The sequence below is a fragment of the Collinsella sp. AM24-1 genome, assembly GCF_003470325.1.
GTDB lineage: Bacteria > Actinomycetota > Coriobacteriia > Coriobacteriales > Coriobacteriaceae > Collinsella.
Window position 1 is genome coordinate 1 of the sequence record NZ_QRHM01000040.1, and the last position, 7,095, is coordinate 7,095.

Annotated in this window: 6 protein-coding genes; 1 reads left to right on the forward strand and 5 read right to left on the reverse strand. The window is 53.4% G+C overall.

Annotation, left to right across the window (positions count from 1 at the left end; genetic code table 11):
* A partial coding sequence (locus tag DW661_RS09785) for an AAA family ATPase (protein WP_147356453.1) occupies nt 1-1,109 on the reverse strand: 1,109 nt, incomplete at its 3' end.
* A gap of 1,097 nt (nt 1,110-2,206) precedes the next feature.
* Between DW661_RS09785 and DW661_RS09790 the strand changes: the two genes are divergently transcribed.
* A complete protein-coding gene (locus DW661_RS09790) occupies nt 2,207-2,731 on the forward strand; it encodes a hypothetical protein (protein ID WP_118935459.1) in 525 nt (174 codons plus the stop codon).
* Nucleotides 2,732-3,265: 534 nt separating this feature from the next.
* Here the strand turns inward: DW661_RS09790 and DW661_RS09795 are convergent.
* The 4 genes from DW661_RS09795 to DW661_RS10190 all read right to left on the reverse strand — a co-directional run.
* Nucleotides 3,266-3,811 (reverse strand): hypothetical protein, encoded by a 546-nt coding sequence (locus tag DW661_RS09795; protein WP_118935460.1) that lies wholly within the window; start codon nt 3,809-3,811, stop codon nt 3,266-3,268.
* Between the two features lie 84 nt (nt 3,812-3,895).
* Nucleotides 3,896-5,644 carry a plasmid recombination protein gene (locus DW661_RS09800; protein ID WP_158568442.1) on the reverse strand — a complete coding sequence of 583 codons (1,749 nt, stop codon included), beginning with the start codon at nt 5,642-5,644 and terminating at the stop codon, nt 3,896-3,898.
* Nucleotides 5,645-6,096: 452 nt separating this feature from the next.
* Entirely contained in the window at nt 6,097-6,453 is a 357-nt protein-coding gene (locus DW661_RS09810) for a hypothetical protein (protein ID WP_118935463.1), read from the reverse strand.
* A gap of 138 nt (nt 6,454-6,591) precedes the next feature.
* Nucleotides 6,592-7,095 (reverse strand): hypothetical protein (locus tag DW661_RS10190; protein ID WP_158568443.1); only part of this gene is annotated, 504 nt, incomplete at its 5' end.

Below are 7,095 nucleotides of genomic sequence, written 5' to 3' on the forward strand. Positions count from 1 at the left end.
CCCTGCTCCGCGAGCCATTCCTGATTTTGATTCAGATACTTAGTCACGGAGCGAGGGCTTACGCCGTCGCGGAGAGCATCGACCAGCTCCGTGGCGCTACCGCTCCAGGAGTCGTGGTGTCGCATGAGCGTGCAGACCTTTTTGACGCACTTCGGGACCTCCCGATCGCGCTGAACACGTGCTTTCAAGGCTTCTGCGTCCTCCTTCTCGGTGTCGAGCTCCCAAAACCCTCGGTCATTTAGTTTTACCCAGCGGAATAGCTCGTCCTCGGACATATAACGGCTGTTACAGACGAGACGACCAGTCTCAAGGCGCTTTTTAGTGTCTGGGTCGTTATCCCTGAAAACAATCATCATCCAGTCGCATGATCCTGCAACGCCGTTGGTGCCGCTGATGGAGTCCGCGGCGTCGGCGTGATCCGCCTTATTTGTATGGTGGACGAAAACAATTCCGATGCCGAGTTTCTCGGCAAAGTTATGGACAGCGCCAATATAGTTCAAGTCCGAGGTGTACTTGCCGCCGCCCATTGTCGGCAAGGCGCGAGCCATAGTGTCGATGAATACAACTCCCGGACGGTCTGGGAACATTCCCTCGTTGACCATCTCGTGCCAAATCTTAATCTGAAAGCCCAGGCCGCACTCTTCATTGACATAGATAGCCCCGGCAGCATCCTCGGTAAACTCAAACGGGGCAGGCCGATACTGAATCGTCAGCTCGCCCTTCTCAAAAAAGGTGTCCTCGTCTGGAAAGCGCTGGTATCGAGCGGCCATGACGGAGTCACCTTCCTCGAACTCCGCAATCATGACGCAGCATGGGTCTTTCACACGATAGCCGAGGTAATCTTGTCCACCAGCTAGCCTATGGGCGAGCATAAAGCCAAAATTGGTTTTGCCTGCCTTGGGTGGCGCCGCAACTAGGCCGACGCTGCCAGGGTAGATCAGTCCGTCGACGATAGGAGTTAGCAGCTCACGGCTCTGATTAGCCATGGCTTCTTCAATGGTCAGACTAGAAATGACTCGGCCATCTTCATCGGTCGTGACGATAGAGCCACCCTTGCCCTTGGTCGGGTCAATCTTGTAGGTCTTAGTGGTCTTGAGCTCGGGAGACATAAAAATAGCCCTTCTGCGAGACACGCAAAAAGGGCTGAATCTTGACCAGAATCTTCCACTGACCTAAAGTAACAGCTAGAGAGCTGCTAAGTCTTGGGGAAGAGCGCTTTTTTGCGTTTCGTTTAGTAAGCTCGAACCGACGAGGTGTTGGCGCACCACGTGGCTCTCTCTTCTGAAATTGATAATACCCGTTGCGATTCTAATCCGCAACGGGTATTTTTTTGCCGATTTATGGTCCTGCCTGCCGTTCTTTATGACATATAACAAAAATATATCGTCACGCGTTTGTGCAGGTCGAGCGCCCTTTTGTTTCAGATTTTTCCCACCCTATGACATTTGAGGTCATGTCATACCCCTCTCTAGGGCTGAAAAAATGTCATAGCGCCATTTTGGCTATATCTACCTGCAGTTTTGTATGACACTGCCGAAATGCCGCACATGTCATCAAATGTCATGCCAAATGTCATGAGTATCTTTACCTGCTGTTTCTAATGACAATTTCCGAATGTCATAAATGTCATTGCCGATACCGCACGGCGTCGGCCTGCGCTCCGCGCAGCCGAGCGACAGCCGCCACTCAGCAGCAACCGTACAAAAAGGCAAGGAGAGCGAGGCCAGAAAACCTCAGCAGTCGAATCAACGCCGTTCCAGCACGGTTAACTCGCTAGCAGCTCGATCCAAGGCACGCTCGCTTCGCTCGCTCTGATGGGGGCGAAGCCCCCATACCCCATCGCCATGACATTTAACAAAAACGTGTCATGTCACAGAAAATAGCAGGTAGACATACAAACTCATTGACCTATGACATTTGATGACATTTGCAACAAAACATGTCATGTCATAAGAAACCGCAGGAAAAGTTACCTCTACTATCTCTATGACATTTTTTGAAGCAGTATAGAGGGCTTTTTCTATAGGTTATATACGTCTATGACGTGTTAAAACTCAAATAATCGGTCGAATATTTATTCGAGTTTCGATTATTTGAGACCGACTATTATTCGATTACTCTTCGAGCTAAAATAAAACCGCAGGTAGATAGCCTGCGGATTGTACGATAATAGGTATTATGTCGAGTTGACCAAGGAGATCTGCCAATGGACGAGATGCCCACCATCGCCGAGTTTGCCAAGACGCTTGGGGTATCAAAATCGACCGTGGTGAACAAAATCAAGGCCATGGAACTCAAAACTGTCGAGGACTATCGGGACGGCCGAGGTCGTCAGCTGCTACCTGCTTCTACCTGCTCAATCTTGGCCGACAAACTCGCCAAAACAAAACCGCAGGTCAGTGCGGATGAAGGAAAGCTCCTGGAGCTCTACCAAGCCCAGATTGAGCCCTTGAAGTCAGCCAATGCTAGCCTTGAGCGTCAGGTCGATGCCCTGCTCAAACAGATCGAGTCAACGAACTCAGCCGCTACCGAGACGAATGACTGGGCTAAAAAGACCATTGACGAGCTGAAAGCGCAGGTAGAACTGCTAAAGCGCGAGAACGCCGACCTCAAGGCACAGCTCGCTCTATCTCGAGCCCTGGAGGGCTTTCACTGGCCTTGGGACCGAGACAAAATCAGGGCTCAGTATCTGCTGCCAGCAGGTGAAACACGGGGTACAGGGGCCGTGTAGGCCCCTGTCAGAGGGCGCTTTAGCGCCCGTGCCTTTCGGGGTCGCCGATGTTTCGTCAACTCGTCAACGAAAAAGAAACAGCAGGTCAGACCACATGACCTCTTTCTCCATGCCTTTTTACTCGGTCGCGACGAAGTAACGGCTGTCGCCCGGACGCGCGACAGCGCGGGCCGGCGCCGTTAACGTTGCTATAGGGTAAAATCTTGACCGCCGCGAAACCCGTCTGCGGGCAGCGCTTCGATCTCTGATTGGAGCAGCCTATGAATTTGATTCTTGAAATCCTGCGTGCCACGGCCTATCTGGCCAGCACCGTCCGTTCCGTCCTGTACGTGTACGGCTGGTGGAAGGAATATAAGCAGAACGGATAGCGAAGGGAGAAAAAAATAGCCCGGCTGGCACCGGGCTATCAACTCGTTCGTACCTGCGTTGCCCGCGTTCCGAAAGTTTGACAGCATAAGGAGCGGGTTTCGCGGCACAACTTGATTTTACCCGGTGGGGCAGCTCTTTTACAGCCGCTCCACCGTTTTTTTACTGCTATCTATCTTCCAGCACCATCAGGACTTTCATGCGGTCCTCGCCATGCAGTCGTTCAATGGCCTTGCGGAAGTTTAGTTTCAGCGTTCCGAAGTAATGCAGCTCGCACGAGGTCCAAAATGTCACGGCACAGTAGACCAACGCGGCCCCCTCTTCGGACACGCCGTCAAACGCTTTCTCGGCGATATAGTGTTCGATGCTGACTTCTTCGCCGCTTGGCACCTTCACGCGAATTGGCCGGCCGTTGTCGTCAATCAGGCCAAGGGCTTGGTACATGACCTTTCTCGATCCAATTTCCTCGAGGCTCTTAATAAACTCAACCATCGAGCCATTTGAAAATCGGTCGAACAGCTCGCCTGAGTCAGGAATGAAATCTAGAACAGCCCTATCATCTTCAGACACCTCAACCGGCCAGACTTTCATCTGATCAGCTTCAAGGCCGACGGTGTAGCCATCTTGTTCGGCCTCCCAGCGTGAATCGCACGGAGCGGTCTTCGGGACCAATCTATCCGTTCCGCTGTCAAATAAACCGGCTACGTAATACATGCAATCCTCCAATCCGGGCTTGGCGCTTTCATTGTGCTCCTTACTGACACAATGAAAGCGCAGACGAATGTTTCCAATCGATTTTTATCGAGCGTCGCCGCCGATACTGCGCTCTCGCGCTTCGCCGCCTTGCGCGGCCGCATGGCCACGCGCTGCAGGGTTACCGCTACCGCCGCCCGCAGGCGATCCCGACGGCGCCCCCGCATCAATCCACGCGATTCTGCTTTTGGCCACGTCCCTCGTTCTAGACCAAAGCGATTCGTCTTTGGCAATCTCGGCGAGCTTGGCCTTGATTTCCACTTTCTTAGGTCCGCGGCACTCATAAATGTCTGCACATAGGATGTGAACCTTGCGCTCGGCGCAGTAGTTTCGATCGAGGGCGATAGCTTCTGGGGTCTGACTCTCGAGCTCGCTCTTTTGCTTTTCCAGCGCTTCGAGCCGTCCATTCTTCGGCGCGAAGCCAAGGCGAATGGCGGTTTTAAACCTCTCGATTTTGTACTCGGCCTTGGCTATTGCGGCGTCGAGTTTGTTTTTGGCAGGTCGCGGTTTCAGTCCCGCGAGTGCCTGGTCGCGCGTGGCCACGGCTGCTGTCCGCTGCTCGGGTGTCCACGTTGACTGCCTGAAATCGTTAGTCCGAATCAGTTTCGCAAATGCTTGTGCCACCGCCGAAGCGCTGCGGTCTAAAGCCCGAGATAGGATTGAGCATGCCTTTTCAAGTCGGCTAGTGTCTCTATCGACTGCGAGTTTTTCATTTTCGCAGCGCTTAAAGTCTCTTTTGAGTCCCGCAATGTCAGCCAGGCGTCCATCCACTGCTGATCTAGCTTGCTCAACTCGTTTTCCCAGCTCTCCAGCTCCGCGTTCAGCGTTTCGGACTTGGTTTTCAAGCTGCTCAATTTCAACTTCAAGTTTTCGCGTTTCAGCTTTAGCTCTGATAAAGTCGCCAGCGCCGGCAGCGGAGACTTCGACTGCGTGAATCTCTCCTTCGATTTCGCCAATTGCTCGCTCTTCGCGGTCTTGAGCTTCTTGAAGATACTCCAATCGCTCTTCGCCTTTGGCGATCTCTTCTTGCTGCTTCTCGAGCGCCTGCTTAGCCTTGATGTACTCTGGCTGGCTGAGTGAGCTCAACAGCTTGTCGCCCTCGTCCTCGAGTTCGATTCCGACCTTAAAACCGAAGTGATCGGACAATGCTTTTTCCAATTGAGGATGAAAGTTTTCCATCGCCTTCCGGTCAAAGATTTTCGACTGTCCAAAGGAGCGGCGCAAAATCGGATTGCCCTCGGCGTCGAGCTTCGGGACTCTCTCGTAGCGGATAGTCCCCTTCTTATCTCTCAAGATTTTTCCCTGCCCGTCTCTAAGCGGGCGGCTCTTGTCGTTGGTCATAGCCTGCGTAGTAACTAGGGGGACGAATGCGAAGTGCATGTGCGGTGATGCTTCGTCCATGTGAATCCAGCCCCCTACAATTAAATCCTCGGGGACCTTCGTTTTCATGAACTCAAATGATTGCTCGAAAAACTCTCTCTCGCGTCCTTCCAGGAGGTCATTTTTAGGGAGCGTGATTACCCAATCTGAAAGCACATTCGTAGCCCTCTTGCCCTCCTTGATTGGCACGGTAACGCTTTCAATGGCGGCAGCGACGAACTGCTTCGGGTCTCTGCGCTCGTAAATCGCGTAATTGAGAAAGGTTCGGTCTGGGTTGATCCTGCTCTTCCCGTCCTTGTCTTTATCCCTTTCTCGATAGACGTACTTTGTTTGGTCAGGGTCTCCTTGGTGCCTTGTGTAGTGGTTGATCATGGCTTCGTATCCACTCTTGCTGTAACCCGCGAGATTTGCCATAGCTTCTCGAACCCCCATAGGATGAAATCTTATGTAGCTGGATACGTAAGACAGAGTCTTACATCCAGCCCTCAGCCTACGTCTGAGGGGACTCCGCCCGTTTCTGATGCCGCAGCGGCATCCACAAAACGGGCTCCGCGTCGCCTATGGCTCCTTGGCCTTCGCTTGTCAGACATTTCAAATGTCTGACATTCCAAATGTCTGACACCGTGTCAGACATTTGGAAACGCTGCGCGTCACTGCGTTCCTTGCCGTACTCCGTCGAGCAGGGGCGCTCGACTGCGCGGCCTTGGCCTTGCCCGATCTTCGCAGCCGGGCTGCCGTTCGCCGACCGCGGCTCACGACTTGGCCAGTCTGCTCCGCGCCGCTTTAGCGGCTTGGCCACATTCGTGGAATCCCTTTCCACGAATGTAAAAAGGGGCCAGACTTTCGCCCGGCCCCTCTTAATAAAATCAGTAATCATCATTGTCGGGGAATAGGTGCTTTTCGCCGAAGCCGTCACCTGCGATCCCGAAGCCGTGCTCATTTCCGAAGCGGCACAGCATGTCGGCCGCGCGCAGGTGCTCGTCGATTGACTTCGCTATCCTCGCGTCCACCTCGCTGCTGTAGTCGTCAGCGGTACTCACGGCTTCAAGCGCCTCGTAGAAAAGCCCGCAGGACTTTTCGAACTCGGCTCTGAACGCATTGATTTTCTCGACCGCCGCGTCGCGCTGGACGATTTTGTTTTTCATCCTCGTCAAGAGTTCGACCTGGGCGGCGTCGTCACTCGTCTCAATTAGCTTGTCCAGTTCCTCGATCGTCCTGGGCATCTCTATTCCTTTCTTTGGGGGTTCCATGCTTTAAGGCTACGGTCCCGCGCGGACACGTTTTACATTCGTGGAATCGTTTTCCGCATGTGCGGAACTCGCTTTTTACATTTGTAAAAACGCCGTCCAAGAGCTGAAAGATTAAACTTCTTCGCCTTTGACGATATGTCCGATTAGACTCTCCGGCCAGCGTCCGGCGATTGCATCGCTCGGCGTCGGAACTTCGCCACCTGCTTCGCCGAGCAAGCGGCCTACGCGTCCGACGGTCATTTTTGCCTTGAACTGGGCATCGGGCCCAGCACAGCTATCCCTCAAGGTATGAATCGCCTCGATGTACTCGTCGGCTTCAGCGGCACCCACACGGGCTGTGATGTTCATGACAACGGTGCGCTCATCTGGATCGTAGCTCTCGGGGAATGGCTCGTTCTCGATACCCTCAAACTCTGCTGGGACGTAGTCCTCGGGCACGTCTACCTCAGTATCCGTCTCGCGGCGCACCTTCCCGACGTAGGGGTTCGGGATGCTGTCGGAGAAGTCGACCTCGGCTGGCTCGTCGTCGATAATCTCGACCTGATTTATTGGCGCGTTGACAACCTCAAAATGGATAATGCGCTTGCGGGTGATACGGTCGTTCCAGTAGTGGAT

Bases quoted from the DNA above. Each gene is read 5' to 3' on its own strand.
- DW661_RS09790 (WP_118935459.1), top strand. From the start codon at position 2,207: ATGGACGAGATGCCCACCATCGCCGAGTTTGCCAAGACGCTTGGGGTA.
- DW661_RS09795 (WP_118935460.1), bottom strand. From the start codon at position 3,811: ATGTATTACGTAGCCGGTTTATTTGACAGCGGAACGGATAGATTGGTC.
- DW661_RS09800 (WP_158568442.1), bottom strand. From the start codon at position 5,644: ATGGCAAATCTCGCGGGTTACAGCAAGAGTGGATACGAAGCCATGATC.
- DW661_RS09810 (WP_118935463.1), bottom strand. From the start codon at position 6,453: ATGCCCAGGACGATCGAGGAACTGGACAAGCTAATTGAGACGAGTGAC.